This is a genomic window from Diaphorobacter sp. HDW4B (genome assembly GCF_011305535.1).
Lineage (GTDB): Bacteria > Pseudomonadota > Gammaproteobacteria > Burkholderiales > Burkholderiaceae_C > Diaphorobacter_A.
The window spans coordinates 5,193,330-5,219,406 of sequence record NZ_CP049905.1 but is presented as its reverse complement, the minus strand read 5'-3'; the positions used below and the strand labels follow the sequence as shown (position 1 = coordinate 5,219,406).

General features: G+C 57.0%; 27 protein-coding genes and 1 pseudogene. 22 read left to right on the top strand and 6 right to left on the bottom strand.

From position 1 onward, the window contains the following. Nucleotides 1-19: 19 nt before the first annotated feature. The gene (locus G7048_RS23790; protein ID WP_205750309.1) at nucleotides 20-814 is read right to left on the bottom strand and encodes an SDR family NAD(P)-dependent oxidoreductase; all 795 of its coding nucleotides are present in this window, start codon (nucleotides 812-814) and stop codon (nucleotides 20-22) included. 196 nt (nucleotides 815-1,010) lie between these two features. On the opposite strand from G7048_RS23790, the gene G7048_RS23785 reads away from it, so the two are divergent. Together G7048_RS23785 and G7048_RS23780 are read left to right on the top strand one after the other, a co-directional pair. After that, a complete protein-coding gene (locus G7048_RS23785) occupies nucleotides 1,011-1,334 on the top strand; it encodes a helix-turn-helix domain-containing protein (protein WP_166070506.1) in 324 nt (107 codons plus the stop codon). A 158-nt stretch (nucleotides 1,335-1,492) separates the two neighbouring features. Then, a complete protein-coding gene (locus G7048_RS23780; protein ID WP_166070505.1) occupies nucleotides 1,493-2,458 on the top strand; it encodes an IS481 family transposase in 966 nt (321 codons plus the stop codon). On the opposite strand, the gene G7048_RS23775 is transcribed toward G7048_RS23780, so the two are convergent. From G7048_RS23775 to G7048_RS23770, 3 genes and pseudogenes are all read right to left on the bottom strand, one after another. Further along, on the bottom strand, nucleotides 2,455-3,342 hold the full coding sequence (locus G7048_RS23775; protein WP_240933094.1) for a hypothetical protein: 888 nt from the start codon (nucleotides 3,340-3,342) through the stop codon (nucleotides 2,455-2,457). The two genes, G7048_RS23780 and G7048_RS23775, sit on opposite strands and share 4 nt — an antisense overlap. Nucleotides 3,343-3,465: 123 nt before the next feature. After that, a pseudogene (locus tag G7048_RS28800) lies at nucleotides 3,466-3,564 on the bottom strand (DUF4236 domain-containing protein); the annotation flags it as partial. A 100-nt stretch (nucleotides 3,565-3,664) separates the two neighbouring features. After that, a complete protein-coding gene (locus tag G7048_RS23770; RefSeq protein ID WP_240933093.1) occupies nucleotides 3,665-4,585 on the bottom strand; it encodes an EamA family transporter in 921 nt (306 codons plus the stop codon). Between the two features lie 54 nt (nucleotides 4,586-4,639). On the opposite strand from G7048_RS23770, the gene G7048_RS23765 reads away from it, so the two are divergent. The 13 genes from G7048_RS23765 (at nucleotide 4,640) to G7048_RS23705 (ending at nucleotide 17,957) form a co-directional block, all read left to right on the top strand. Continuing rightward, nucleotides 4,640-5,557: a LysR substrate-binding domain-containing protein gene (locus G7048_RS23765; protein WP_166070503.1), complete on the top strand. Its 918-nt coding sequence runs from the start codon at nucleotides 4,640-4,642 to the stop codon at nucleotides 5,555-5,557. Between the two features lie 57 nt (nucleotides 5,558-5,614). After that, a complete protein-coding gene (locus G7048_RS23760; protein ID WP_166070502.1) occupies nucleotides 5,615-6,754 on the top strand; it encodes a suppressor of fused domain protein in 1,140 nt (379 codons plus the stop codon). Between the two features lie 256 nt (nucleotides 6,755-7,010). Continuing rightward, nucleotides 7,011-7,958 (top strand): ParA family protein, encoded by a 948-nt coding sequence (locus G7048_RS23755; protein ID WP_166070501.1) that lies wholly within the window; start codon nucleotides 7,011-7,013, stop codon nucleotides 7,956-7,958. Nucleotides 7,959-7,967: 9 nt separating this feature from the next. Next, entirely contained in the window at nucleotides 7,968-9,779 is a 1,812-nt protein-coding gene (locus G7048_RS23750) for a ParB family protein (RefSeq protein ID WP_166070500.1), read from the top strand. 19 nt (nucleotides 9,780-9,798) lie between these two features. Continuing rightward, entirely contained in the window at nucleotides 9,799-10,395 is a 597-nt protein-coding gene (locus G7048_RS23745) for an STY4526/YPO1902 family pathogenicity island replication protein (protein WP_166070499.1), read from the top strand. 11 nt (nucleotides 10,396-10,406) lie between these two features. Beyond that, nucleotides 10,407-10,814 carry a hypothetical protein gene (locus G7048_RS23740; protein ID WP_166070498.1) on the top strand — a complete coding sequence of 136 codons (408 nt, stop codon included), beginning with the start codon at nucleotides 10,407-10,409 and terminating at the stop codon, nucleotides 10,812-10,814. Nucleotides 10,815-10,828: 14 nt separating this feature from the next. Then, nucleotides 10,829-11,383: a hypothetical protein gene (locus G7048_RS23735; RefSeq protein WP_166070497.1), complete on the top strand. Its 555-nt coding sequence runs from the start codon at nucleotides 10,829-10,831 to the stop codon at nucleotides 11,381-11,383. A gap of 7 nt (nucleotides 11,384-11,390) precedes the next feature. After that, a complete protein-coding gene (locus G7048_RS23730; RefSeq protein ID WP_166070496.1) occupies nucleotides 11,391-13,109 on the top strand; it encodes a hypothetical protein in 1,719 nt (572 codons plus the stop codon). Nucleotides 13,110-13,243: 134 nt separating this feature from the next. Continuing rightward, nucleotides 13,244-13,633 carry a hypothetical protein gene (locus tag G7048_RS23725; RefSeq protein WP_166070495.1) on the top strand — a complete coding sequence of 130 codons (390 nt, stop codon included), beginning with the start codon at nucleotides 13,244-13,246 and terminating at the stop codon, nucleotides 13,631-13,633. Between the two features lie 24 nt (nucleotides 13,634-13,657). Continuing rightward, a complete protein-coding gene (locus G7048_RS23720; RefSeq protein ID WP_166070494.1) occupies nucleotides 13,658-14,770 on the top strand; it encodes a PFL_4669 family integrating conjugative element protein in 1,113 nt (370 codons plus the stop codon). 47 nt (nucleotides 14,771-14,817) lie between these two features. Then, nucleotides 14,818-15,345, top strand: a complete 528-nt coding sequence (locus G7048_RS23715; RefSeq protein WP_166070492.1) for a hypothetical protein — start codon at nucleotides 14,818-14,820, stop codon at nucleotides 15,343-15,345. Nucleotides 15,346-15,381: 36 nt separating this feature from the next. Continuing rightward, nucleotides 15,382-15,843 carry a single-stranded DNA-binding protein gene (locus G7048_RS23710; RefSeq protein WP_240933092.1) on the top strand — a complete coding sequence of 154 codons (462 nt, stop codon included), beginning with the start codon at nucleotides 15,382-15,384 and terminating at the stop codon, nucleotides 15,841-15,843. Between the two features lie 92 nt (nucleotides 15,844-15,935). After that, nucleotides 15,936-17,957 carry a DEAD/DEAH box helicase gene (locus G7048_RS23705; protein ID WP_166070491.1) on the top strand — a complete coding sequence of 674 codons (2,022 nt, stop codon included), beginning with the start codon at nucleotides 15,936-15,938 and terminating at the stop codon, nucleotides 17,955-17,957. Nucleotides 17,958-18,436: 479 nt separating this feature from the next. Here G7048_RS23705 and G7048_RS23700 read toward each other — a convergent pair whose 3' ends face one another. Both G7048_RS23700 and G7048_RS23695 read right to left on the bottom strand, forming a co-directional pair. After that, a complete protein-coding gene (locus G7048_RS23700; RefSeq protein ID WP_240933321.1) occupies nucleotides 18,437-19,522 on the bottom strand; it encodes an IS5 family transposase in 1,086 nt (361 codons plus the stop codon). A 136-nt stretch (nucleotides 19,523-19,658) separates the two neighbouring features. Then, nucleotides 19,659-20,624 carry an IS481 family transposase gene (locus tag G7048_RS23695; RefSeq protein WP_166070324.1) on the bottom strand — a complete coding sequence of 322 codons (966 nt, stop codon included), beginning with the start codon at nucleotides 20,622-20,624 and terminating at the stop codon, nucleotides 19,659-19,661. A 696-nt stretch (nucleotides 20,625-21,320) separates the two neighbouring features. Here G7048_RS23695 and G7048_RS23690 point away from each other — a divergent pair. The 7 genes from G7048_RS23690 to G7048_RS23660 all read left to right on the top strand — a co-directional run bounded on the left by G7048_RS23690 (nucleotide 21,321) and on the right by G7048_RS23660 (nucleotide 26,048). Continuing rightward, nucleotides 21,321-21,929 carry a hypothetical protein gene (locus tag G7048_RS23690; protein WP_166070489.1) on the top strand — a complete coding sequence of 203 codons (609 nt, stop codon included), beginning with the start codon at nucleotides 21,321-21,323 and terminating at the stop codon, nucleotides 21,927-21,929. Nucleotides 21,930-21,960: 31 nt separating this feature from the next. Beyond that, nucleotides 21,961-22,821 (top strand): hypothetical protein, encoded by an 861-nt coding sequence (locus G7048_RS23685; protein WP_166070488.1) that lies wholly within the window; start codon nucleotides 21,961-21,963, stop codon nucleotides 22,819-22,821. Nucleotides 22,822-22,837: 16 nt separating this feature from the next. Next, complete coding sequence (locus G7048_RS23680; protein ID WP_166070487.1) at nucleotides 22,838-23,467, top strand: OmpA family protein; 630 nt, start codon at nucleotides 22,838-22,840, stop codon at nucleotides 23,465-23,467. Between the two features lie 19 nt (nucleotides 23,468-23,486). After that, nucleotides 23,487-24,008 (top strand): DUF4384 domain-containing protein, encoded by a 522-nt coding sequence (locus tag G7048_RS23675; RefSeq protein WP_166070486.1) that lies wholly within the window; start codon nucleotides 23,487-23,489, stop codon nucleotides 24,006-24,008. A gap of 36 nt (nucleotides 24,009-24,044) precedes the next feature. Further along, nucleotides 24,045-24,674, top strand: coding sequence for an OmpA family protein (locus G7048_RS23670; RefSeq protein ID WP_166070485.1), 630 nt, complete (start codon nucleotides 24,045-24,047; stop codon nucleotides 24,672-24,674). Nucleotides 24,675-24,698: 24 nt separating this feature from the next. Next, the gene (locus G7048_RS23665) at nucleotides 24,699-25,322 is read left to right on the top strand and encodes a sigma-70 family RNA polymerase sigma factor (protein WP_166070484.1); all 624 of its coding nucleotides are present in this window, start codon (nucleotides 24,699-24,701) and stop codon (nucleotides 25,320-25,322) included. A gap of 87 nt (nucleotides 25,323-25,409) precedes the next feature. Beyond that, nucleotides 25,410-26,048 (top strand): hypothetical protein, encoded by a 639-nt coding sequence (locus tag G7048_RS23660; RefSeq protein ID WP_166070483.1) that lies wholly within the window; start codon nucleotides 25,410-25,412, stop codon nucleotides 26,046-26,048. Nucleotides 26,049-26,077: the final 29 nt, after the last annotated feature.

Sequence of the window (26,077 nt, the reverse complement as noted above, 5' to 3'; positions counted from 1 at the left end):
GCCGGCAAAAGGGCAGATGTCACACAGCCACGGTGTAGTTCAGCGCCATGCGCCCGCCATCGATGGTGATGATGTCGGCCGTCACATAGCTTGAGGCATCGCTGGCCAGCCAGGCCACCGCGTCTGCCACTTCTTCTGGCGTGCCCAAGCGCTTCATCGGCGTGCGGCTCATCACCTTGTTCTTGGCTTCTTCGCTGGTCAGCACGGCCTTGGCCGCAAGCTCGGTGGCGATGGTGCCGGGAGCGACCGCATTCACGCGCACGCCCTTGTCGGCCAGCGACAGCGCCATCACGCGCGTGAGCTGGTTGATGCCGCCCTTGCTCACGTTGTAGCTGGCCAGATTGGGAATCGCCAGCACGCTGTTCACCGAACTCATGTTGATGATGCTGCCCGAGCCCTGACGCGCCATCTCGCGTGCCACGGCCTGGCCCATGAGAAAGGCCCCCTTGATGTTCACACGCAGTACGGCGTCGAAGTCTTCTTCGGCGATGTCCAGAAAATCAGCCACCTTGAAGATACCGGCGTTGTTGACCAGCACGTCGATGCGACCATGCTGCGCCATCACCTGCTTGACGAGCGCATCCACCTCGGCCTTGTTGCCCACATCGCAATGGATGTAGGTGCCGTTGATGGTGTCGGCCAACTGCTGGCCGATGGCGTCGTTCACGTCGGAGACGATCACCTTGGCATTCTCACGCGCAAAGCGCTGTGCACAGGCCGCGCCGATGCCTTGCGCGCCGCCGGTGACGATGCAGACGCGGTCGTCCAGACCAAAGTGGATGGAAGAAGAGGAAGGTGTGGTGGAGATGTTCATGCCATCGAGCCTAAGCGAACTGGTGCAGCACTGCCAAGAGGATTTTCGGAATCTGTTTCTGCGTTGAAAATTTCCATATCTTGAGCAATAAATACGATAACTGTTCAAGATATGGATGTATTTTTCATTGCGATTTGAAATGAAACTCTATAAAATGAGCAAAAACATAAAAATTTGTTGAAGATATGGAGCAAATATGCCTCGCACTCAACATCCTCTGTCGCTCTCGCTGACCAAGCTCTCCAATGAGCTGGGGCACCGCATCGAGCTTGCCCGCAGCAGGCGCGATCTCTCCGCCTCGCTGTTCGCCGAACGGGTCGGCATCTCGCGGAACACCTTGGCGCGGTTGGAAGCGGGCGATCCGGCGGTCTCTCTCGGCACCTATCTCAAGGCGCTGCGCGTGCTGGGCATGGAGGGCGACATCAACCAGGTGGCCAGCGACGACGTGCTGGGCCGCAAGCTGCAAGACTCGGCTTCGCTGCGCGCGCGTGGGCGCTCGAACAAGTGTGCGTCAGCGTGAACAACAAAACTCCAGTCTGAGCGCGAGCAACCTAATTCACTATCTAACTGTCAGGTCCCGGATGATTGGATCGTAAAAACCAAGCGTCCGCTACTGTTCAGCCGAGAGGTACTCAAAGCGGTTGTGGCAACATGGCGCATCGAGACAGGAGAGACGCCATGCTGATCTCATTGCACAAGAACGCAACCACCACGCCAGCGATTCGCCTGGCGCTGCAGCAATCGAGTGCGTCCGACCACGAGCTTGCGCAGCAATATGGCATTGGACTTGGTACGGTGCGCAAGTGGCGCCATCGCACAAGCGTGCAGGATGAAAGCCATACCGCTCATCACCTGCAGACAACGCTCAACGCAGCGCAGGAAGAGCTGGTGATCTATCTGCGATCTCAACTGCTGCTGCCTCTGGATGATTTGCTGGCAGTCGTTCACGAATTCATTGAACCTGCGATGAGCCGCTCGGCGCTGGATCGATTGCTGCGTCGCCGAGGACATTCGCGCTTACCCACGGCCGTTCGAGCCGAGCACGAAAGCAAACCGTTCAAAGCCTATGAGCCGGGCTATGTGCACATTGATGTGAAGTACCTGCCCCAGATGCAGGATGAGAACAAGCGCCGATATGTCTTTGTTGCCATTGACCGAGCTACGCGTTGGGTGTTCATCCAGATCAAGCAATACAAGACGGCAGCGGCTGCGCACGCGTTTTTGGCGACCCTGAAGAAAGCTGCTTGCTTCAAGATTCGCACGATCCTCACAGATAACGGCAAAGAGTTCTCGGATCGTCTGTTTGGCAAGCACGAGAAGCAACCAAGCGGTGATCACGAGTTTGATTTACTGTGCAAGGAACTCGGTATAGAGCACCGACTCACACGGCCCAGAACGCCACGTACCAACGGAATGGTGGAGCGCTTCAACGGAAGGCTCAGCCAAGTGCTGCGCACGCATCACTTCAACAGTGCAGAGGATCTAGAGAAGACGCTTCATCGCTTTGTGTGGCTGTACAACCAGCAGATTCCACAGAAAGCTCTGCGGCATGAAACGCCCGTTCAGGCCCTCAAGCGATGGCAGGCGTCACATCCAAAATTGTTTGAAAAGAACGTGCGCAATCATCCGGGACCTGACATCTAACGCATGACTCGTGAGGTTCTCAAAAGAGCGGAGGCGAGATCATTGAATGCGTTCTCTTTTGAACCGAGAAACTGGACGTCCAAACCTGTTGAAGTCCGTAATTTCATTTGAGTGTATGCGCACAGCGGTATTTGCTTGTTGTCTTTGAATCGGCGATCTGGCCCACCTTTTTTATTGACATATTTCCATGTGTGGCCCACTACACGCGCATCGTTTGGGACTGATTCCTCTTCAACATAGGTGACAGCGTTGCATTCCACGTCAATGGACGAGTAGTTGATTGAGCCGACCTTTCCATCCTTGAAGATCAGTATCCGATCTGGGTAAAAGGCCAAGGTTGTCTTTTCTGCTGTAAATATCGGTATAGATATGTTGGCGACAACATTTGGAGCGTCACCAAGGTGAGCAGAAGCCGAACCAAACTTGAGGCCCTGCTGGGCTCCGGCAGAGTACTTCGTATCGGCATAGCGGGAGGTGACGGTGATGGCTTTGAGCTTCTGTTGAGATGATGCTTTCTTGAATGCAGTCATCAAATCTTCAAACAATGCGCTCGCTGGCGCATCCGGCTCGTAGAAAAGTACGGTGAGCTTTTTTAGCTTGTCGCGTTGAAAGCACCAATAGGTGACTGCAGCAATGACAAGCCCCCCCAACCATTTGACTACCGATGGCATGTTGGGAAAATTGTGTCCCAGTACCACCATGAGGAATAAAAGGCCGAACAATAGAAACGGCCACGCCGAAATCTTGGACTGCTGTTCACCTATGGAGCGCACCAAGTCGTCGCTACTGGAATCAACAAGCTCGAGGATATCTGTGTCGTGGATTTCGGTATGTACGATGTTCGGGGCACGGACAGCGTCGTGTGGGCTGTTCGGACTTTCCAAGTCAACTTGGGTAGGCCTCGAATGCTCCGTCGAGGCGATTCGAGGCTTGCTGTTTAAACTTTTTCGATATCGAAAACCTGCGACTCCACCGCTGATGTACGCCCCCCTGGGGCCTGTTCCGATTCGAAGTCCGGGGACTCCTGCGGAAACGCCAATTCCCGATCCAGAAAAATTGAACCGGAGCACACCGACTTTGACACTCCGCGAAAAAGTAAGCCCCATTGAAAAATCCTCGAATGACAGATGATGTTCTGGGTATTAAACCCGATTGAATCAAAATGTTACTCGAATTGATTGCGTTGTATCGCACGAACTTATCGGGTCAAATTGGTTTTCGTGCGGCAGAAGCGCCAAAACACTGCAACAGCTTGCCCAACTGCGCACGCGATCCAATCAACACGACCAGACCTGCCAACACAGCCACTGCCCCCAGCAATTCGCCAGCATTGAATCGCTCCCCCAGAATGACCGCAGGAGCGCTCAATCCAAACACCGGAACCAGCAAGGAAAACGGCGCAATCTTCGACGCCGGATATTCCCGAATCAGCTTGCCCCAGACGCCGTAGCCGACGGTGGTCGAGAGCACGGCCAGATACAGCACGGCAAAAACGCCGCTCAGATTGATGTGCGTGAGCGCGTGGACCATGCGCTCCGGGCCTTCCATGACGGCGGACATCGCCAGCAGCGGCAGGGGCGGGATCACGCTGAGCCAGGCCATCAGCGCCATCATGTCGGCCGAGCCCGATCCGCGCAGCAACACGTTGCCGATGGCCCAACTCACGGCGGCGGCGATGCACAGCGCAAAGCCGATCAGGGTGAACTGCGCACCGCCGGCCGACGTGGCGATCAGCGCCAGTCCGCAGGCGGCGAGCAGGCTGCCGATGATGTGGTTCAGGCGGATCTTTTCGCCGAAAGCCATGGCGGCAAACAGCATGGTGAGAAATGCCTGCGCTTGCAAAATGACGGCAGCAAGTCCTGCGGACAGACCGTGCGACATGCTGAGAAACAGCAGCGAAAACTGCCCGATGAACAGCGTGGACGCGATGGCAATCATGCGCGGCCAGGAAATGTTCTTGGGGCGTGGCAGAAAAAGCGCGGGCAGGGCGGCCAGCACAAAGCGCAGCGCCAGCAGCAACAGCGGCGGGAACGAGCCAAGGCCAATGCGGATCACCGAAAAATTGATGCCCCAGATGGCGGTGACCATGACGGCCAGAAGAATGTGTTTGCGCTGCATTCGCAGCATGGTAGAAGCTGCTTGGCATAATCCAAACAAGTATGGAAACTATCAGTTATCACTATGCTTGATGACAGACGCGTCGATCTGAATCTGCTGCGGGTGTTCCAGATGCTGGCGAGCGAGCTGAATGCCACGCGTGCGGCCGAGCGTCTGGGCATCAGCCAGGCGGCGGTGAGCGCGTCGCTCAAGCGTCTGCGCGCGATGTACGGCGATCCGCTGTTCAAGCGCACGCAGCGCGGCCTGCAGCCAACTCCGCGCGCGGTGCTGCTGCATCCGGCGATCAACGAGGCGCTGCGCATCGTCGAGGAAACGCTGGCGAGCGTGGGGGATGAACCCGCGCAGCCGCTGGAGATTGTGCGCATCGGGCTCTCCGACGATTTCGAGATGGCCTACGGCGCGCAGATCATTGCGCTCGCACGCGAGCAACTGCCGCAAACGCGTTTGGTCTTCCGCCAGACCAACAGCCAGATGGCCGCAGCCGCGCTGCACGATCACGAGATCGATCTGGCGATCACGTCCGGCAGCATCAACGATGCGCGCATCCGGCATCTCTCGCTCGGCAGCGCGGACTATGCCGTCGTCTTCGATCCGGCGTTCCGCGCGAAGGAGCAGGGCGCTTTCACGCTGGATGAGTTTCTGGCGCGCGAGCATCTGCTGGTCTCGTTTTCCGGGCTCACGGGCATCACCGACGAGGTGCTGGCAGAACATGGTCTCAAACGCACGGTGCACGCGGCCACCACGCATTTTTCCGGGCTGCCGTTTCTGCTGCGCGGTGGCGATTGCATCGCCACGATTCCAAGTCACGCGGCGGCTGCATTGTGTCGATTGGGGATGTTCGAGTCCTCACCTTGTCCGGTCGCTTTTCCGCGTTATGCGTTCGGGCTGAGCTGGCATTTCGAGGCGCTGCGCCGGCCTCGCATCATGAAGATGCGCGACCTGCTGTCGGCGATGTTCAAACGCCTCGATGCCAAAGGGTGAAATAAATTGGATTTGATAAGTCGTTAGTATTCACACCAAAGCCTTGGAGGAATTTGCATGACCGACTCTCGATCGCCTGCCGACCACAACGCGGAAAACGAGGAAGACTCATCGCATGGCTGGGACGCCATCGATGCCGTGGCGGAGGCCATTTATGGTGAGCAGGAGCCGCACCATTACGGCACGATCATCAGCTACCGGCTGGGTGGCGAAGACCCGTTGCAGGGCATCAGCGTCTACCGCAACCAGGGCGATGCCGGATCGCAGCCGCACTGGCACTATCTGACCTACGGATTCAGCGATCTGTATGGCGATGATGACGACGAAAGCGAAGAAGCCGGGAACAGCGAAGACAAGCGCAGCGGCTACGGTTTCGAACTGACCTTTCGCCTGGCCATCCATGGCGACGAGCCCACACCGCCGGCCTGGCCGCTGAATTTTCTGCAGAACATCGCGCGCTACGTCTTCAAGACCGGCAACGTGTTCAGAGCGGGTCACTGGATGACGGCCAACGGCCCGATCAAGGCGGGCGATGCGACCGTGATCACCGAAATGGGCTTCGTGACCGATCCGCAGTTCCCTGCCACGCGAACACCCTACGGCCACGTCGATTTTCTGCAGATCGTCGGCATCACCGCCGCCGAACTGCAGGAAGGCAAACGCTGGAACCTGCGCGGCCTGCTCGACACCTTGAAGCCGCACATGCCACTGTGGGTGACCGACATCCAACGCGCCAGCCTGCACGCGCTGCCCGAGGTGAAAGCCGCGGTCGATAAGGGCGCGGCAGAGGAAGGATCGAGCACCGGCGTGATCTATGGCAGCGTGCTCAAACTGCACTCTGAAAAGAAGCTGCTGCGCGCCGAAAAAGTCACGGTGACGATGGGAGCCTTGCTCGTGCGCGACTTGCTGAGCCTGCTGCCCGGACGGCTTCCGCACGGCAAGGATCTGAGCGTTTCGGGCGATGATTTCTTTCTTGTCTTCGAACCCGCAGATTCAGGTTGCGCCTTCGAATGGGAAGACGCGCAGACGCTGGTCGTGAAGCTCGGCCCCAGCGAGTTGCAGGCGTTCCTGAACAACGTCAAACCACGCGGTGCGGACTACGTCGTGCCCGGTTTGAACCACCTGATCTGGCGCGTGGAGCCTTCAGTTATCAAAGGACAGGACGGTTCGGTGCAGGAAGTGTTTGGCGCACCCTGACAAAGGTTGATTCGTTGCAGGCAACCATGCCGAGGTTATGGGACATGGACTTGAAGGTTTGGGCGAGCTGGAGGCGGGTATCCGGGTCATGACAACGAGTCTCAAGCCCTTTAATCTACTAGATACGATATGTATTTTCAGGTTATAAAAGATTACATCGAAATAACTGATCAAGCTAATCAGTTGTACACCTCGCCGAAAATCTTCCTGGTCGGAATGACAGCCACTTACCAGTCAATTACTGGTAGAGGCTCAAATGCTTACATTCACGACAGTAGCGACCAAAGGCGGCGTTGGCAAGACCACTTTAACCGCAAATCTAGGCGGCCTGTTAGCCGATTTGGGTTATCGCGTTCTATTGATTGATGCGGATGTTCAACCGTCCTTGACGCGCTATTTCAAGCTCGCTTACAAAGCGCCCAATGGACTGACTGCCATGGTCATGTCCGGATCTTTGACGACGGACTGCATCAGTTACGCCGAGTTTCCACCGCAAGAATTTGAAGGCGACCACACCAGCTTAAACGTGCAGGGCGGATTTCTGCACATCGTGTGCTCTGACACCCAGCGAGAGGACAGTCCGTTGCAGATCTGGCTGTCCAATCAGTTGGATCGCCTGGTCCGAATCCGCATGGTGCTCAGCAATCCCGAGCTGCGCGCTGCCTACGATGTGTGCATCATCGACACGCAGGGTGCCGTCGGTCATCTTCAGGATGCGGCGGTCAATGCTGCGGACGTGCTGCTGGCTCCAGTGGCACCTGATGTGCTTTCTGCCCGTGAGTTTGTAGATGGCACGATCAAACTGGTCAACCGGCACGAAGCTGCGGCCAATCTGGGCTACAAGGTGCCTGCGATCCAGTGCATCATCAATCGCACCGAGAACACGGTGGACAGCCGGACGATGTCTCAACTGATCCGCGATCAGTTCATCGAGATGCGTGGCCGCGTCAATGTCCTCTCCACGCAAATTCCCCAAGCGGTGGCATACAAGAAAGGGGCGACCTCACAAGTCCCTGCGCACTGGATTGACCCCGTCAAAGTGGGGGACAGCATGCACAGCTTGTTGTGGGAGCTGATCCCCAATCTGGTCGGAACTTTCGCCCCCAACCATAGAGCGGAGCTCAGCCCGGCGCTGGCTGCGCTGCATGTTCAACCCCAAGAGCCCGAAGGGCCCAGTACAGCTTCTGAATCAGAACAGCAGTAAGGGGTTGTCATGCTCAAGACACCTGAACTGCTGACTGCAACGCAGCGTGCTGCGCAACTGAAGCTGGGCAACTTTCGTGCACACGACAAAGAGAGTGATGCCGTGGCAACGTTCGATAAAAGCGGCAAGAAGCCGAGCTACCAGGATATCGCCAAGAAGTCGCTGCTGGGGACGCCACCTCCGGGCAACGCCATGGGGAGCATGTCGCCACTCGATGTGGTCGATGGCAGCGTGTCCAATCTTGCCATCACGGACATCGAGCGCTACGAGTATGACCCGCGCACCGAGCCCAATCCGCTCTACGACGAAATCAAGGCGTCGATCCGTGCGAACGGCATCCTCAATTCCATCAGTGTCACCAAGCGTCCGGGTGCCTCCAAATACATGGTCTATGGAGGCGGAAACACACGTCTTCAAATTGCCAAGGAATTGTTTGAAGAGGGTGATCCGCGATTTGCTCGCCTGACCGTGATCGTCAAGGTCTGGAGGGGCAATGCGTCCACGATTGCGGCTCACCTCGCGGAAAACGAGCAACGTGGCGGAATCTCGTTTTGGGAGAAGGCCCAAGGCGTCCAGTCGTTCAAGGTGCACTTCGAGAAAGAGGCAGGCAAGGCGCTTTCGGCCGCCGACTTGAACCGTGAGCTCAAACAGTCGAGTGGACTGAACTTTGGCTTGCGCATGCTGCAGAACATGATGTTCGCGGTGGAGCATCTGGCTCCCATCGGGCCGTGGCTCAAAACGAGAGAAGTGAATCTGATCATTCGTCCTCAGCTTAGCGCGCTTCTCGAAGTGTCTGTGAAGATCGGAAACGCGCCTGCGGTGGAAAAAGCCGTGTCCGATGCACTTCACCGCTGCGCAGCCGGGCTCAGCACGCAGCGATCACCGGTGAACGCGGAGGTGCAGGATGTCGATTCCGAAGGTGGGTTGAGCGGCCTTGATACACCGGCTTTGATTGCTGACCTCGGCAGTGCAGTTGCCAATGCGCTGGGATATGAGGCTTCGAAGCTGGCAGCCATGTCGCAGGCGCTGGAAAGCAATCCGCGGATTTCTGTCGACACCTTGCTGCTGGTCGACGTCGCGCCGCAAACCCCGACAGCGGCCACTCAGCAGGGTTCAACAGGCCCGGCACCGTCTGCGCAAATGCCGCTGGGGAGGATGCTTGCGGCAGCGTCTCCCAAACCTCAAGGTGGCGAGCAGTCAGTCACGAACACCACGGGCCGCAATGTCACGCCGCACAGCGGTTCGCTGCCTGTATTGCCAAGCACCCAGATATCCGATTCGAGCGTGCCTCGATCCGATTCCAAGTCATTCACGGCGGACTTGGAACCTCTGTTTCTCACGCTTGGGGAGATCCAGCAGTTGGTAGAAATATCCGATGTGGTCTTCACTACGGACCAATCTAATCTGGCGTTCGGCTTGTATCTCGACTTTCCCAAACAGGGCGTTGGTCACATCGGCAGTGCTCCGATCCGTCCAGAAATGATTCCGTACCGGCTGGCGCTCTGGAAGCTCTTGGTGAGTCTGACCGGGCAACTGGACCAGCGGTGCACGGTGGACATGAATGCCGAGGTGGACGGCGAGCCGATTCTTTGGCGTGGCCTGTATAGCCAAGGAGAAGTGGCCTTCCACAAGACGAGTAGCGAACTTTTGGGGGAACCCTACGACTCCATCAATCTGGAGGGACTGGGTGCGCTTTTTAGTCATCCGGAGCTGGGCTATCTCGTGACTCGAATGCTCTCGCAGATGGAGCAGATCCGCGTGAATCACCCTGAGCGGCAACTGCAGGGATTCGTGCCGCTGTTTGGACAGAGAGCACCGTAATCAAGGTGAGGGAGGGAGTATGAAACACATTCAAATCAAAGACCCGACGATCAAGCGGATGCTGATCGAACACATGGTCGAACAGATAGATGACGGGCACATCGATCACTTGCTGCGGGCAGGGTTCTCACCTGAGTTTCTCGACAACTTGAGGCACCGGCCCAGCAGGGATTTCATCAACCTGGCGCAGACACCGCTGGACATCCAGTTCACGCTCTCGGAGCACGTTCTGGACAGTGGACTCAGGCTTCTGGACATGCGCCGCAGTCATCTGGAACTGCGTGAGTACTTCGTCATTCATGGCGCATCGCGGCGCATGGTCTGCAGCTACTTCAAGCTCTCGCAGGACGAGTATCGCGGCCTTCGTGAGGTGCTTCGTCCTGGTCGTGGAACAGGTGGCCGTGTCCCCATGCCGCTGGTTGAGGTGCGTGACGCCATCCACAAGGAATGGTTTGGGATCCAGACGCAAATGGCGGGCGAGCCCTGCCGTGATCGGATCTACGAGTTGCACAAGCGTTTTGACCACCTGCGCATAGACGTGTTACAGCAAACGATATCCGAGTTCTCCGAATGCATTGATTCCGAGTTGGAGCTCGATCCCGGAACGCATGAATGAAAGGTCAAGCCATGTCCAAATCTGAACTGACCACTTACGTCATCGATGGCCTCAAATTCAAAGCGAAGGATTGCGTCCGTGGGGTTCTGATCAATCCCGTATTGCCACGCAACTTTGACAACACTCCCAACGAGTTGCGACCAGCCAGCCATCGCAAGTGGTGGTACCGCCCATTCATCAACGTGGACACGATTGAAGAAATGGACGAGTTTTATGCATCTCGAGCTGATGAGTATGCAGAGAAGGGTCGCCAGTCCTGGGAAGAAGGACGGCCGCGCTGGCTGCAAGCTTGGCCCAATGGCGCACGTTACGTTGTCCGTTGCTTGAACGGGGGCGCTTGGGATCGTTCCTGTTGGCTTGGTGCTTACGTCTCGCTGGAAGCGGCGCTTGACAGCCTTGGCGTCGCCAAACCGTCGTGATGAAGGGAGTCAACATGGCGTTTACCGCATTGGCTTCCATGCCTGCAGTTGGAGATACCGTATCCCTTTCAAGTGCTTCTTCAGCTGCTTTGGATGCTCCAGACTATGTCGCAAAGTATGCACCTGATGGACTCGCAACAAATGATGCGAGCGTCTTACTCGGGCAGGCGACGATCTTGAACTGGCTTGGCCAAAGTCCCATCTCGTTCCACCGCATTTACGTCGATATCACGGGCAGTGTCGTTGTAGGGCTGTGGCTTTCACACGTGCTTGCACTGGCAGCCAATGCGGATTCACGGGCATTCGATGGTGATGACTTCGTGTTCACCATGTCGGCTAGAGACTGCGAGGCGGCTACAGGGATCACACGTGCACAGCAGGTGAGCTGTCGCACACGGCTGGCCGAGCTGGGGTTCTTGACGGAGGCAGGAGGGCAGCGCAAGACCCCCACATACCGGCTGCACATGGCCCTCGTGGCGCGGCACCTGCTCAAAACCTCGGAACCATTGGCGAGCGCGATGAGCGATCGCCAAGCGTTCCCGACGTCACGCCCCGTACGTGTGAAGTGAGTTTGCCGTGAACGCGATCCTGAAAAGAGCCATGCCAACCGAAGCCGCGCTGCATCAACTCAGCTCCCAAGGCTTTGTACAGTATCACCCGGTGCTTGCAGACAAGCTGGGGAGCTTCAAAGCGGCTTTGTTTCTGGGGCATGCTCTGTATTGGTCGCGGCATGTCGAGACCAAGTTCCAGAGCCGGGAAGGCTGGTTCTTCCTCTCCGCCAAGCAATGCACGGAAGCCACGGGCCTGTCCACGCGCGAACAGGTCAGCGCACGCCAGCTCCTCATCGAGCACAAACTGCTGACGGAGATGCTGGCAGGTCGGCCAGCAAAGCTGCATTTCAGGGTCGACTTGGGCGAGCTTGCAAAATGGCTTGGTTTGTCCGTGGTGGATCACGTACCGAGTTGGCAGCAGCTTCTTCCGCTGTTCAAAAGCTGTGTCAGCTTCTATCGCCCATTGGCCGACATCACTGGCAGTGTCGCCTCTGGTCTGTACCTGTCCTATCTCCTGCATCAGCACCGTCACTTCATGACGTATCCGCGTCAGGGAGCTGGGTTCAAGGTATCCCAGAATGCACTTCGCAATGCCTTGTGCCTTGGTCCCAAGACACAACGCAATGCGCGTGACCGGCTCAAACAAGTGGGACTAATCGTTGAGTACGGCGATCTGGTCGAGATCAACCTGCAGGCGTTGACCGCGTTGATCCAATGTCAGGCAAGCAAGCCTTTGAGGGCATCACGGAAACAAGCAACAGTCCCTGCGGAATTGTCCAGTTCGCACTCGCTGACATTGGTGAAATCAGATCCGGTCACGCCCCATTCCAAGCGGCTGTTCAATATCTCCACGCCGGTGCAAAAGCAGCTTTTTGGGGACCGCCCTGTGGCCGAACCATTGACCCAGCGTGCAGGTGTTTATGAAGCATCAACCCCGGAATCTCTGATTCTCGACGTTCTCCGGAACCCCTCAGGAATCGTTTCTCGACGTCTCTTCAAGCCTCTTGCGGGAATCAGGCAACCCGCTGACACACCTGCACAGGGAAGCGCGTGTCAAACAGTTGCCGAAAGCGCAAAACTTGAATGTACGCAGGATGCCGAAAACGCGAATCTACCTGCCGAAACCGCAAAACCAATTTGCCCAAATCGCGAAACTAAGCTGCCGAAAGCGCAAAACATAAATAGAACAAAGGTTATCAATACAACTACAAATGCTCCGCGCGAGATCGTTGAGTGTGACGAAGCCACTGAAACTGTTCCACCAGGACCGGAGTGTCGTCGTAGTAAAGAAATTCCAATCCAAATCGGGGAAAGCAACGCGAGCAAAACCAGTGGGAATGGGCCGGATGACGTAGCGGTGTACGAGATGCCTCCAGCATTGGATCGCAGTTGGCATGACGCCGTGCGAAAGGTACTTTGCCGAGCGCGTCCCGAGCATCGTCAATTGCTGCTGGACGAGCTTGAAGGCCAGCTTGGCAATCCGAAGAAAGCGATCACCAACCCTCCGGGCTACCTGCATTTTTTGCGAAACGCCCTTGAAACCGGAAGCATCGAATTGGCGTTTGCCGAGAGTGTTGCTGCTCAGCGCGTTGAAGAAACGCAGTGGAAGAATCGCCTCGCAGCACATCACGCGTATCTGCAGAAGCAGCAAGAGGCTGATGCCATGTCTGCGATTTCCCCCGAAGAGGGATTGGCCAACGCCCGGCGCTACTTGAAATCAATTCGACGAGAGGTGACGAAGTGATCCCATCACTGGATTCGCTCTCTCGCTTCAAAACACGTTGGTGGTGCGGTGAGACGTTTTGTCTTACCGCGGACCGAGTGCGCAGTAAGACATTTTGTCTTAGTGAACGAAGTCATCAATTCATCGGAGGTCAAATGACTAGTGAGCAGCTTTTCACTCATATCGTGCATCGGCTAAACAAATACAGCGATGCCGTAGTTCTTGGATATTTGTTGCATGACCACGGGGACGAGAGGCAAGTTAAAAGCTCTGCAGTCAAAATTTCCTTGGATGCATTGAACGGCCAAATTTCACCCAAACAGGTCCAGCGATCGCTGACGGATCTTGCAGATTTGGGATTGATCGACGTTAAACCTCACCCCAACTACCGCACCGTCATCACAGTCAATCGAGATGCATTGGTTGAGTTCCTGAATCGTGAGCCTCTCAGCACCATGCTGCCGGGCTTGCGTGCCACTCCATTCCCATTCCTTGATGCCATCAACGCGTCCCCGCTTGCCGCATTCAAAGGTTCCGACCGTTGATCAACCATTTTCTGCGAGCGAATCATGGCCACCAAAAAATCAACCGTGGGCAGGAGTGTTGCTCCTGATCCTGAGGCGCTGATTGCCGCGCCCAAATCTGCCATTGGCTTTTCGACAGAAGCCAGATCACCATTCGATGACGGCTATTCGATTGCCGGGGAGGAGTCCGTTTTGGCGGGCTTTCTCGCAGGCTCGATGGATGAGTCCGATCCGCTCTACGAGCGTTATCTGGAACTGGAAGAGAGAAAAGACCGTTTGGCAAAAATGCAGGCGCAGTTCCAGACGCGCAAAGGCTCTGACCAGCAAGTCAAACCGGCGGAATACTTTGCCATGGATGAGTTGGGCCGACTCGTGGATTCCGAGGACGACACGATGACGCTGCACACCAAAGAGGCCTTCCGTCTCTTCATGGGGCGCGGGCGAGAGCCGGGTTCCGAGGTCGCACCCATCGTTGGTGGTCGACGCATTGCCAGCTCGTTGCGCAATCTGTGGATTCTGACGGCCAACGACAACCCATACGCTGACTGGGCACTGTTGCGCCATGAGCAGTCCATTGGCGAAGTGGAAGAGCGCCTGCGCTCAGAAATCAAGGACGCTGAAGCACTTCTGCATCGTCAGCATGATCGCGGCCTGAGCTTCTCTGTCCTCAAATCGGCCGAACCACAAGCATTGCAACTGGGCTTCCGGTCGCCATACGGCTACGCCATCAGTAGGTTGATCGTGGACTACGACTACTTCGTGCGATTGCAGAAGACGCTGGCTCGCAAGACCTTGCGCAGCGATGCACAGATGCGCCAGACCATCGCCGAGCTCACACGCTTTGTGCGCCGCATTTTCAATGAAACAGGACGCTTCGACCGCTGGCTTGCCCGTTCGGAAATCCACGGACTCACTCGGCTGGACTTCATTGTGGAGTATGCAACAGAGGAGGCGAACAAGCGCGTCGAGTTCGTGAAAGAGGTCTTCGGCATGGTGCCTGCAGATGTGTTCACCGCAAAGATGCAGCCAAGGCATTCACGACGCAGATATTCGCTGACCGAGCACGAGAGGAGGTTGTTGCAGTCTGTCGGCGTGGAAATGTCCAAGGCTGAGGCAATGGCGGTACTCGGTCAGGAAGCAGAGTCAGGTCTTGTGTGAAGCGATGTCCAGTAGGTTGGCGCAGGTGTGAAGAAAGGAAAGTGGTGATGAAAGGGCATCGTGAAGAAAGGGGTGGGCGGAAGTATCCGGTGTGGAACCGTGTCAACGTGATCGCGTGGGCGAGGGAGACGATGGTGGGCGAAGCCTGTCAAAGCCTGGCTGACACAAATGCCTTTAAGGGTAGGGGCACCGCCCAGACGCTGCGCCAGTTGGTGATCGAAGTTGACACGGTCGAAGCAAGCATGACCGAGCTGTCGGTGATCACCAGAAAGGTCCCGGGCCTGCAGATCTATCTGGCCGAGCACCGTCGTTCTTCCGACGGATACATGGCGCTGCGCTGGCGTGGCGTGGGCAGTCGCAAACATGTTTCTTGGGAGGACGCAATGGCCATCTATTCATGTTTGCCGAGCGCTGTTCGCCACTGGTACGAGCAGGCCAATGAGAGGGCACTGGAACTGAACGCCCGACATCTGCGCCTGCGCAAGGCCACGCGAGAAGTGAGGCAGGAGGTTCAACGGCGTCAAACGCATGTCTTTGCCAAAGTCATTCCGGTGCGCGGGATGTCGATGGCATGAGTACAAGGTTTCGGAGGGAGGTGCTCACCCGGACTGGTGCATCAGGGTGAGCAATTTGAATTGCGCCGAGAGGGAGTTGTTATGCAGAACCTGTTTATCGGCAAAGGAAATCTGGCCAAGTCGCCAACGCTTCAGCGGATCAAGAAGAAGAATTCCGCCGAGGAGTTCGTGGTCGCCAACATGCGCGTGTTTTTTGGGCGCTACGGAACGGATCAGGGGACCGGGGAGATATCCCAGATCGGTGGATTCTGGCGTGAAGTCGAGATCTACGGCAGCAAGGCCGAAGCCTGTGCGCAGCATCTGCGGCGGGGTGCTCGTGTGCTGGTGATCGGCGAGGAACGTGACTTCTATGGCCGGGATGAGAACGGCAACGATGTGCAGGTGATCAAGATCGTTGCGGAAGACGTGGCGTTGCAGCTTTCACGTATTGAGAGCATCACCTTTGCGCAGTCGCAGCGCGAAAACGCAGAGAAGGATGTAGCGGAGGAACCCGCCTGATATCCCTGCGCAGCGTTCAATGTGTGGTGATGGCGACGCTGTCATCACATGTTGAGCGTCTCGAATTCAGTATTTGAGCCAGAACTTTCGAGATGAGCATTTCCCCGATCACACTTTCTGCACCTCAACTGCTGGTTCAGGCGGTGTTTGATGGTCGTCGACTGGGCATGCAACTGTTCAATGTGCCCGGCATGGCGAGCAAGCTCTCCAGAACTGGAGCATGGTGGTGTCCCGGACGTCGCATGTGGGTGCTGGAGCAGACTGATGTGGATCGTGCTCTGGCTTGGTTGCGTGCGGTCTACGACGGCGAGCACGTGGATCTGGACGGAGCGTCCACGTTGCTGCATGCGGCACTGCGCTCGCCTGAGCCGGACTTCTTCACGCAGCTCCTTGACGTGCAGATCTTCGAGCTTTCCAAAGGCGATTTGAGCAAGGGCCAGCACGCGGTCAGCTTTGCATATGACGCGCTGTGTGTGAAGGCGATGCGGGTGCTCAACGGGAGTTTTCACAAACCGGCTTCCGCCTGGCAAGTCCGCGGTGGTGCGACGCGGATTTTCGAGGTGCTGAGGAGTATCGCGGGCGTCATTCCGGAGTTCATCTTTGAGCACGAGCAGCAGGTCGTCCTGGAGGATCTCGTTTCAGCTGTGCCTGAGAGTTCGCCGATCAAGGTGCCTTCGCCTTCTCCAGCGCGGGGTGATGGAGCCTCCGAGGAGGCCGACAATGGCACGGGCTACATGTCGGCGGAGCTGCAAGAAAGCGTGCGAGTCGCAATCGACGAGGCGCAACTGGCTGAGATCGCGGCCAGTTCGGGACTGCGGGATTATCAGGTGGCTGGTGTGCGGCATATCGTGGGACAGACGGGAGCCTGTCTGGGGGATGACATGGGCCTTGGCAAGACCCGCCAGACGGTCGTGGGCGCACGGTTGGCGGCAGGCGAGGGCAGGGTACTCATCCTGTGCCCGGCCTCGCTGCGGATCAATTGGGAGCGCGAGATTCACGCGGTCTATACAGAAGCTCAGGTGGGCTTCGTCGGAGAGGATCGGATCTCTCGCTTGTACGAATGCAACTGGGTCATCGCCAACTATGAACGACTGGGCGGTTTGGTGCGCGAGGTGGGTCTGGAGTTCGCGGTGATGGCGGTCGACGAGGCGCACTACCTGAAGGAGCACAAGTCGGGACGGACGCGCAATGCGTTTGTCATGGCCACGCGGATCCCCAAGCGCTACGTGGTGACCGGCACACCGCTACTGAACAGGGAGATCGAGCTGCACACACTGCTGCGGCTGACCGGCCACCCGCTGGGCTCGATGTCAATGAAAGACTTCAGGTCCGAGTTCACTGGCGGAAAGGACAAGCGAGCCACGTTGGCCAACGCGCTCTCGGGTTGGATGCTTCGCAGGCGCAAGGATGTGCTGAAGGACTTTGGATCCAAGACCCACCAGATGCGGTACATCTCACCAGCAGGCGGCTTGGCGGCGTACCGCGATATCTACTCGGACATGTCGTTGACGGCCATGCCCAAGATCACCAAGCTGCGCCAGTGTCTGGAGACGCTCAAAACTCAGTTCCTCATCGAGACCGTGGAGAGCCTGCAGGCAGAGGACAAGATCATCATTTTCTGCGAGTACATGAGCACCGTGAACGCCATGTACGACGCGTTTGCTTTTGCAGGAGTCAAGGCCGTGCGACTGGTCGGCGCTGACTCAGCCACGAAGCGTCAGAAAGCCATTGATGCGTTTCAGGACGATCCCGACGTTCGGGTGTTCATCGGCACAACGATGGCCGCAGGTGTCGGTATCACGCTGACTGCCGCGAATTATGTGGTGTTTGCGTCGATGCCATGGACGCCAGCACTCATGCGTCAGGCGGAAGATCGGGCATATCGGTTGGGTCAGAAGCGCGATGTGACGGTGATTGTGCCCATGATTCCAAACACGATTGACGAGGCAGTGAGGCAGATACTGGAAGGCAAACGGGAAACCGAGATGGATGTTGTTGAAGCGGTTCCACAGCAATCGACGTCAAACACCACGGTAGTCAATGAGCGGAGCCTGAAACAATGGGTTTCGACTATCCCTGATGCAATGTCGCTTTCGTTAAACGGTCTCCCGTAAATTTGCACGCACATGACGTGCGCCATGTAAAGCAACAAGTGCGCGCTATGGAAAAACTCGCGCCAAGGATTCCAGGAACTGCCAGCGATACGTGCGCTTTGCGGTATCAGTCATCCCAAGATTGCTTTGCTTCACATCTACTCTGCGTGTGTTCTGAACGCTGAGCTCAGATCATCAGGATTTGTGCAGAGGTTTCCCAATTTCGTTGGTCAAAATTGATTTGAGCAATATCAAATGTCAATCGATATGGCGATATAGTTTATTACAATTGATTAAATTCAAATGCCGCCTTACATTCTGGAAACAAATTTCCATAGGGAGTGGGGATGGCTTGTGAATTTCGCGCGTGGAGTGCAAGAGGGAACCTCTCACAACCGGCGATTCCCCAGTCGCCCACTCCGCATGGCGAGCAGATTGCTCATTGACTGGTTTGTTCAACGCAGATTTGGGTCATTTCGGGCCCATTGCGCCCCCGACTCTCAGGCCTTCGCCGTTTGCAGGCGCACCGGTCTCTTTGAGCTCGCTGTTTTGAAGAACGGATCGACCTTGTTTTCAAGGAACGACGCCAGGCGCTTCAAGTTGTAGCACGCAACCATCATCGTCATGACCGTGGTGGCTCTGGTCTGTCCAATCGTGCGCACGAACTTGTCGCCCATGTGACGGATGCCTGCAAACACGTGCTCGACACGCGCACGGCGCTTGGCAATGCGTTGATTGCGTTGCTCCTGACATTCGCTGAGCGGCTGCTTCGCTTTGGCTTTGCGCTGGATGCCATCTTTGAAGCCCAACACCTTGAGCATCTTGATGCGTTGAGCGCTCGGGTAGGCCTTGTCGGCATTGACCTCTTTGCCGGTGTTCTTCATATCCAGCACTTCATCGAAGTGATGGCCGTCGTGCTCGCTCGCTGTCCCCGTGGCCACGCCCCGGATGAAGCCGTGTTTGTGATCGACGCTCACACTCAGCTTGTAGCCAAAGTAGCGCTTGCCGTGCTTCTTGGTGTGGGTGGCATCGATGTCTTTTTGCCGATCTTTGGCATCACCCCATTCAGGTCTTTGGCCGTTGGAGAGTTGCTCGCGTTCGCCCTTGTTCATGCGTTGGCGCGGTGCTGGCACCAAGGTCGCATCGATGGCCTGACCACCGCGCGCGATGTAGCCATGACGATGCAATTGCTCGTCCACGCCATGCAGCAAAGCCGTGGCTCCATCCACGCCCAGGCGCTCGCCAAAGCGCCAGATGGTGTTGCGGTCCGGAACGTTCATCGAGTCTTGCAGCAAACAAAATCGCTGGTAGCTCATGCGGTCAAGCAGTTGATATTCCATCTGCTCGTCCGAGAGGTTGTAGAGCCTCTTCAGGACCATCACCCGTACCATGACCTCAGTGGGATAGGCCGGACGACCACCCTTGCGCCCATCACTGCGCTCGATGATTCCATCGACCAGACGGGCCAGCGCGGTGAAGTCGATGTGCTGCGCAATGACTTGCAGCGGATCGCCCACTTCATCGATCTTGCGCTTGCGGGAGGCTTCGGCGAACAGGTCGAACTTCAGGGCACTGCGGGGGGTGATCATGCTGCGAATTTACTGCATCAGATGACGTGAGTCAGCGACGTCGGGAGGTTTTGAGAGGTTCCCAACTGGCATTGATGGCAGTGGTGTATCCGCGTCCAAAAGATATAGCGACTTCTCGCGACGCCTCTGTGATCTAACTGTCAGGTCCCGGATGATTGCGCACGTTCTTTTCAAACAATTTTGGATGTGACGCCTGCCATCGCTTGAGGGCCTGAACGGGCGTTTCATGCCGCAGAGCTTTCTGTGGAATCTGCTGGTTGTACAGCCACACAAAGCGATGAAGCGTCTTCTCTAGATCCTCTGCACTGTTGAAGTGATGCGTGCGCAGCACTTGGCTGAGCCTTCCGTTGAAGCGCTCCACCATTCCGTTGGTACGTGGCGTTCTGGGCCGTGTGAGTCGGTGCTCTATACCGAGTTCCTTGCACAGTAAATCAAACTCGTGATCACCGCTTGGTTGCTTCTCGTGCTTGCCAAACAGACGATCCGAGAACTCTTTGCCGTTATCTGTGAGGATCGTGCGAATCTTGAAGCAAGCAGCTTTCTTCAGGGTCGCCAAAAACGCGTGCGCAGCCGCTGCCGTCTTGTATTGCTTGATCTGGATGAACACCCAACGCGTAGCTCGGTCAATGGCAACAAAGACATATCGGCGCTTGTTCTCATCCTGCATCTGGGGCAGGTACTTCACATCAATGTGCACATAGCCCGGCTCATAGGCTTTGAACGGTTTGCTTTCGTGCTCGGCTCGAACGGCCGTGGGTAAGCGCGAATGTCCTCGGCGACGCAGCAATCGATCCAGCGCCGAGCGGCTCATCGCAGGTTCAATGAATTCGTGAACGACTGCCAGCAAATCATCCAGAGGCAGCAGCAGTTGAGATCGCAGATAGATCACCAGCTCTTCCTGCGCTGCGTTGAGCGTTGTCTGCAGGTGATGAGCGGTATGGCTTTCATCCTGCACGCTTGTGCGATGGCGCCACTTGCGCACCGTACCAAGTCCAATGCCATATTGCTGCGCAAGCTCGTGGTCGGACGCACTCGATTGCTGCAGCGCCAGGCGAATCGCTGGCGTGGTGGTTGCGTTCTTGTGCAATGAGATCAGCATGGCGTCTCTCCTGTCTCGATGCGCCATGTTGCCACAACCGCTTTGAGTACCTCTCGGCTGAACAGTAGCGGACGCTTGGTTTTTACGATCCAATCATCCGGGACCTGACATCTAACAACTTCAATGCGAGCTGCTGGGCGATGGGAAGCAATTTCTGGGATTTCATTGGCATTCCTATATGCGTACACACTCGCTCTCAACGACTGCAAGTCAAATCTTTACCACTTGGTATCCCAAACTCAGAGTGGCCATTGGCAGGACGCACTGTTGTTCAGCATCCGATGCAGCAAAAAGACAACATTCAACTACTACTCTTGGCAAGCACAGCGCTGGCACTAGTAGTTGAGGAGATCACATGTGTACATCTCGTCGAGATTGGGCGCATGGACAAACCCAAACCGGAATATGTCAGGTGTTTGAATCTCCAGATGGATGAATTTGGGGTGTAACGAAATGAACTTGCCTACCCGATTTGGAAGATACTCAGAGCTTGGCTATGGCGGTTATATGAATCTGGCTGTCTTAGCGCTGTTCGTCATCCCTGTCTCAGGCTGTCAAATATTCAAAATTGGTGAACCAAATTGATTTAATTCTCAGTGTTCTGACGTTTTCATGAGGACTTCGTCTGTAGTGGTTGAGTCGTTTGAATTGCCCGTCAATTTGACGTTCATCCATTGCAATCAAAGGAGAGGTGATATGAGTTTCCAAAAGACTTTTCGCATGCCCCGCACGCTTCGCTTTCACTGCGTCGTTGCTGCGGCCATTTCGCTGAGTGCGTCCATGGGCGTACTGGCAGATACCAAGGACATCGTGCTCGACCGCATCAGTCCGGTCACGACCGTGTCGACGCCTGCGACATCGGATGCCATGGCGCTGAGTGTTCTTGTGGAGAGCCCAGACGGTACGCTCACGCCTCGGTCCACGAATTCCCTGTTTCGCACCGGTGAGCGACTTCGCGTGAAGTTGCTGGCATCACGTAGCGGCAAAGTCTCCATCCACAACACAAACCCTGCTGGGGTCACCAGTCTGGTTTGGAGTGGGCATGTTCGTGTGGGGCAGGAAACCGTGTCGCCTCGCATGGTGCTGACGGGCACGTCTGGTGAGGATCGCCTTCATGTGGTGCTTGAGCCAGTCGATGTACCTCAAGGCATTTCTGGATGGCTTGGCAACTGGCTGGCGGGCTTCAAAGGGGGGGCTAGCAAGGACATTCGCCTGGACACGCAAAACACTCCTGAGTCGACCTATGTCCTCAATCCTTCAGGTCAAGGGTTGGTTACCACGGTACGCATAGCCCACGTGCTGTGAAGCAAGACACGTCCAAATCGGAGAACCACCTATGTTGCACACACCACGCGATTGCCACGCATCGTCGGTAAAACCCATCCCAGCCTTGCTGTTCGTGGCCATGGGCTTGTTGACCCAGGCCGCGCATGCTCAGGCCACGGGAGGCAAGACCGTGATCGTCGAGCCTACCAGCGCGCCCGTTGCCGCCACAGCTGCCACTACCGTCATCGCCAGTCCATTTGTGTCGTTCGGCCAATGGATTGAGCAGGTTGTCACACCAGTGGTGCTCACTGTCAGTGCGCCTGTCACGTTGCAGGAATTCATTCCGCCTGTCGCCACTCCTGCTCCCGCGCCCTCGTTTGAAGCGGCCCCCGTGATTCTTGGCCAGCCAGAGCTTCCTTTGCTTGGACAAGCTGCTGCGCAGGCGGCGCAACAGTGGAACACTGGCTTGAACTACCAAGGTCTGACGGTCAGCTACGTCGTGTTGGATGCAGCGGGTCAGCGGCGCGAAGTGCGACCCGTGTCAAAAGGCATTGCGCGAGGCGAGCGATTCAAGGTGCGCTATGCCACCAGTTTCGAATCGGTCGCCGCCATCGATCAAGTGGTAGGTGACAGTCCATGGCGTGGCCAACGCACGGGACAGGTGTGGCCTCGTCCAGGTACATCGGTACAAAGCAATCCCGGTGAAGTCGTCGAACTTCCACTGGAGCCCAATGCCTACTTCAAATTCGGCGGGGCGCCCAATGAACGGTATGTGCTGACTATCCGCCACCCGCGAGCGAACGCCGAGGCTCGCAGCAGCCAGCCCGTCTATCGTCAGGATGGCGCACGCGGCAGCCAGTACCTGCAATTGGTGCCTGAGGGTTCCTATCCTGCCATCGAGCAGGTGGTGACCCCGCTGTCCCAGCGCTGAGAAGGGACGAGCCACCATGAATCACTTCATCAACAAACATGCGGCGCGCATCGCCGTCATGATGCTACTCTGCAGTTCGACAAGCTTTGCCCAACCATCGGAGCAAGCGCCTCTCGTAGGCTCCGACACCATCGTCAAGTCACTCAGCAAAGACATCGTGCTGGACCGTGCAGGCAATGGAGTATCGAACCAGACGCCTGCCTACCAGCCAGCAGTGGACCTGAACGTGCAGTTTGCCTATGACTCGGCCGAACTGCTGCCACATGGCCGTATGCAACTGGACGAACTGGGTGCCGCACTGAACCACAAAAGCCTGATGAAGTGGGGCTTCCAACTGGGAGGTCACACCGATGCATCAGGCAGTGCCGAGTACAACAACAGGTTGTCACTGGAGCGTGCCAACGCGGTCAAGCAATACCTGATTGTTCGCCACGGACTCAATCCCAATCGCTTGCAGGCAGCTGGATTTGGCTTCACACGTCTGGCAGATCCCGGCAACCCAAGGGCTGCGGTCAACCGCCGGGTGGAAGTCCGTCGCGTGATTCTTGACGCATCCGTTGGCCAACCGGCTGTCGCCATTCCGCTCCAACCATCGCCAGCGCCGCAATCGGCGCCTGCGGGTGGGCGTCTGGTCTCCACACCTTGAGGACACTGCCATGTACCGAATGAACTCAGTCAACCGCCGCCTCGCTCAACTCACATTGCTCGTTGCTTCTACCCTCGTGGCAGTGGGTTGCCAGACCTCCCCCCCGCAGCAGGATCGCAGCGTGTTGCTCCAGCGCATGGATGCTTTGGTGCAAGGCGCTCAGCCCGATGCAGGGGTACGCATGATCACGCAGCCGGATCCCGTCGTGACCGGCCAAACGCTCGCTGTGGAGGTGGGGACCAACCAAGCTGGCTATCTGTACCTCTACCAGATCACAACAGATGGCCGTACTTTGAATGTTGTCTTCCCCAATTCCATGGATGGCGCCAATTACATCCAGTCCGGCGTGACCCGATTGCCCAGAGCGAGTTGGCAATTGAAGGCGTATGGGCCTGCTGGTGTCGGTTACTTGGTTGCAGTGGTCACGCCGCAGCCGCTGGATCTGTTGAAGCTGCAGGCGGATGTCGTGCAAGGGCAGTTTGGCGTGTCCCAAGCGTACGGCTCGGCGGTGGCCACCCTGCGAGAAATCACGGCGCGCTGACGTCACCTCACAAATAGATCGAATACGGAGAGGATCATGCAATTCATTCACGCGCTTGTGCGCTTGCTTCCCGTGGTACTTGCGTTCAGCGTCACTGCGAGTGGAGCACAAAGTCTGGTTTCTTCGGCGACCAGCGAAGAGCTCATTTCTGCTCTGGGTGGTGACGAAGACGGAGGGCTGCCATCCAAAGCCTTTCGCCGCACGGCGGCTCCCGATGCAGCAACCCATGCCTGTCCCGAGGCAGGTGGCAGCGACACCGCTGCATCGGCGGGTTCCACCAGCCGCAATCTGAGTGTGGTGTACGCAGGTGATGTGGGCGGGGCTCCACCGCCATCGGTCAACCTGTCCATTCAGTTTGCGACCGGATCTGATCGCATCCTGCCCACCAGCAATGTGCTGCTGGCCAATTTAGCAACGGCGCTCAAAGCGCCATCCATGGCCAATGCCCGAGTCGCCGTGGCTGGACACACCGACGCTACAGGGTCCCGAGCCACCAACCTTCAACTCTCCTGTGCCCGCGCCATTGCGGTGCGCAATCACCTCATCCTGCAAGGTGTTGCGCCTGATCGACTGGGTGCCTATGGCTTTGGTCCGGACAAGCCTTTGCAACTCGGTGCGGTGGAGTCCGCGGTGAATCGGCGAGTGGAAATTCGCAGGGCCAATTAAAGACGACATTCAGCGGCATTCATCATGGCACCCTCTTCGCGGCACACCGATCGCGACTCGCTTGCTGCCGAGCAAGCGATGCAACATGTCCTGCGCGGCGAACTGGAACAAGCAGCGCTCCACCTGCACAGACAGTTGGGCAGCCGCGTCATGGGTTTTCTGCGTCGTCATCGGGTGCCGGAAAGTGATGCGGAGGAACTGCTCAGCGACGTGTGGATGAAATTTATCCGTTCACGGTGCGACGAGCAGATCCGCCCGGTGGTGTGGCTGTGGACCATTGTGCAATCCGTGCTGGTGGATTGGGTGCGAGAGCGCGGAGCACTGAAGCGCGGCGGCAGTGGGCAGGAGCGGCTGGAAGTTTTGTTGAATGACGACGTGCTCGACGTGATGGTCGAGTCCATAGAAAGCGCAGAGACTCCCGGCTGGCTCAAGCTCTGCATCGAGCGTGCAGCCCACCAGCTTGAGCGTGATGATCCGAATCGCGCCCATGTGCTGTGGCTGTGGTACAGCGGACAGTCCGCAGCCGATATTGCGGTGGTGTTCGGTGCCAGCCCTCCACCGACGCCCAAACAGGAAACCGCTGCACGCAACCGAGTCCTGGAGGCCACTCGCAAGGCCCGCGACTATTTTGAGCACTGCAGGGATTGAGGGGTTGGTATGTCGTCTCCTGCGCCACCCCCCATCCCCAGTCAGCATGCGGATCTGCAGCAGCTTCCGCCAGCGGAGCGCGCATGGTTGGCAGCACTGGCGGGCCTGTCCGACGACAGTGATATCGACCCATCGAGCATAGGAACTCCAGCCATGAGTTCAACACAAGCCTCTCGTCTGCTGCAGTATTTCGTGCAGCGCAACGCCCAAGAGGACTCTTCTGCGCTCAGCCAGGAGAGCGAAGTACGCATGCTGAACAAGCTGCGCGCCTCGGGCATCAGCAGCACAAAGTCTTTGCCAGCAACCCAAACGCCAACACGTGGTTTCAGCATTGGCGATTGGATCAACCGTCTCTTTCAACCGAGTGGCACGGGATTCGGATCACGCTATGCAGTGGTCGCGGGCATCGCTTTGATTGCATTGGCGGTACCGATTGCACTGCAGCATTTGCAGACTCCTCTGCCGGAAACCCCCAAGACTGGCCCAGACCTGGGTGCCAACGTTCAACTCAAGTTGGTGAGTGACCCTCGGCAGCATATGCAGCAACTGAAAACGGCACTCGAAGCGGTGGGAGTGACGGTGCAAGTACGAGATCACCAGCAAGGTTTCCTGCTGGAGGCGCAGGTCGCACCTGAGCAGCGTTCCGCCGTGATGAATGCTCTTCAGCCCTTTGGGCTGGTGCTTCCCAAGCAGGGGCCGCTGATGGTCAGCATTCAGCCGACATGACAAGGCAATTGCAAATCACAAAAACGAAC